Origin of the sequence: Verrucomicrobium sp. BvORR106, from assembly GCF_000739655.1 — a bacterium.
In the GTDB taxonomy this organism is placed as follows: Bacteria; Verrucomicrobiota; Verrucomicrobiia; order Verrucomicrobiales; family Verrucomicrobiaceae; genus Verrucomicrobium.
This window is the reverse complement of record NZ_BATR01000173.1, coordinates 1-1002: the sequence shown is the minus strand read 5'-3', so window position 1 is coordinate 1002 and position 1002 is coordinate 1. Positions and strand designations below refer to the sequence as shown.

Sequence of the window (1002 nt, the reverse complement as noted above, 5' to 3'; positions counted from 1 at the left end):
AGGGGGGTGTGCGGGAGTTTCGTGGAAGGCGCTCCGCGGTCAGCCCTGGGTGATGGTCTCCCGGGAGGCGGCACCCGCCTTCCGTCAGCAGTTTGCGGGCCTGTGCGCACAGACTGGCCAGGGCCCGGTGCGGATCGTCCAGGAGTCGGAGCGCGTCACGGCCATTCTGGCCATGGTCGCTGTCGGCAGTGGCATCACGCTGGTGCCGGAGGGCGTGGGGCGCATCATCACCCATGGCGTGACGTTTTTGAAACTGGCCCGGCCGGTCCCCAGGCTGCAGCATGCATTTGCCTGTCGGCGCAGTGGTTCTCCACCCAGTGCCATAAAGGAATTTCTGAGTCTGCTCGTCGCGTCGTCCGACCCCCGTCCTCCCGGCTCCCGCAGGTAAAGGTGAAGTTCAACTTCTGTAGCGATGCTGGTATAATTGCGTCAGTCCAGCCACATGGAGCCGTGCGTCCTTAAACCTCTCCGGGTTTCTGCGGCGTCGCTGTTCCGCCTAAATTCCCCTTCCCGTGAGCTCCGACAGACATCTCCATCCCCTGGCTCCCGCCGCCGTGAAGTCCGACAAGGACTTGGTGGAGGAAGAATCCCGCCCTGTGTCGAAACGGGATCTCCGCCCGGTGATCCGCAAGCTGGAGGTCCTGCTCGGCGAGGCGCTGGCGGAGGCCAACAAGAGCGGGGTGGGGCTGCCGCTTTCATCCCTGGTCATTGTGATCGACGAGGCGATCAAAGAAGCCTCGGACCTGGAGTATCGGGCGAAGTTTCCTAAAACCGTGGAAGGGGTCTTCCTGAGCGGGATCTATGATGAGCTCGTGCAGCAGCCCAGCAACATCTTTGACATCGTGACCCGCTCTGATGGCAAGAGCTACTATGTCCCCCTGAGCAGCGGTGTTTGGGTCCGGTGTCTCCAGGAAGTGCGGAAGTCGCTCATGGTGGACCGGCCGCAGGAGGGGTAGGAGCAATTCGGAATGGGGAATGCGAAATGCGGAATGAAGCTCGCCA

Annotated in this window: 2 protein-coding genes; both read left to right on the top strand. The window is 62.4% G+C overall.

Annotated elements, in window-relative coordinates; all coding sequences use genetic code 11:
• Nucleotides 1-388, top strand: a 388-nt coding sequence (locus BV106_RS31080; RefSeq protein ID WP_265596263.1) for a LysR family substrate-binding domain-containing protein, incomplete at its 5' end; no start/stop codon positions are given.
• A gap of 124 nt (nucleotides 389-512) precedes the next feature.
• Nucleotides 513-956 (top strand): hypothetical protein, encoded by a 444-nt coding sequence (locus BV106_RS31075; RefSeq protein WP_038171411.1) that lies wholly within the window; start codon nucleotides 513-515, stop codon nucleotides 954-956.
• The last annotated feature ends 46 nt before the right edge of the window (nucleotides 957-1002 follow it).